This is a genomic window from Vibrio harveyi NBRC 15634 = ATCC 14126 = KCTC 12724 (assembly GCF_001591145.1).
Classification (GTDB): Bacteria; Pseudomonadota; Gammaproteobacteria; order Enterobacterales; family Vibrionaceae; genus Vibrio; species Vibrio harveyi.
The window spans coordinates 1-757 of sequence record NZ_BCUF01000155.1; the positions used below are offsets into that span (position 1 = coordinate 1).

A 757-nucleotide genomic window follows, 5' to 3' on the forward strand; every position below is an offset into this window, starting at 1 on the left:
GTATTGCGTTGCTCACACCTTAACAGGGCATTAGTTTTTTGGAGAGTACAGTGGATAAAGTTTTGTCTTACGTAAATCAAATAATGGATAGGGCAGATAGTTTTAACTATTTCGTTTTTCTTTCCACGTTCGTTATATTTCTAGACGGGGTTTTGCTTTATGCGCATGGCATTTCTATTTTCGAACTGAATTTTAGCTATATCAAATCCAGCATAACAATTGGTAGTTTTTTAGTGTTTCTTTGTGTATATAGCTTATTTATGGCAGTCGTCGTGACTGGGTTAAAGTTCGTGATCTCACAAATTGTATTATCCCTGCCGACTATTGAGTTCTTTCAACACTCTGATAATGGGAATTTTCGACAGACGTTTACGAAAGACTATATCACAGCGTCTAAAATGCGAACTTATGCGATAAAGAATGATAATTCAGTAGCTTTAGGTGTCGTTGCTGAAAAGCGTCAAGAAACCAGGAACCTTCTCAACTTAGAAAAAAATTGTTTTGCTTTTCTGTTGGCAAGTCTGCTTAGCTTAGCGGTTGGATTCGAAGATAGCCCATCACTGGTAGTTAGCATGTTCACTTTTACAGAAGACGGTAACTTACTCTCATTTGAAAGCTTAAAAGCAATTCTAGTAAGTGTTGTCTACATTACTATGGTTTATCTTGGTGTCATTCGAGGGTGCTGTTTTCAGATAACGCCTTCTCTATATAGAGATCGAATCTACTTTCCTGACAACGATATAAAAAACTAACAATC

General features: G+C 36.6%; 1 protein-coding gene. It reads left to right on the forward strand.

Annotated elements, in window-relative coordinates:
• The first annotated feature begins 50 nt into the window (after positions 1 to 50).
• The gene (locus tag VHA02S_RS24960; protein WP_038898883.1) at positions 51 to 752 is read left to right on the forward strand and encodes a hypothetical protein; all 702 of its coding nucleotides are present in this window, start codon (positions 51 to 53) and stop codon (positions 750 to 752) included.
• The last annotated feature ends 5 nt before the right edge of the window (positions 753 to 757 follow it).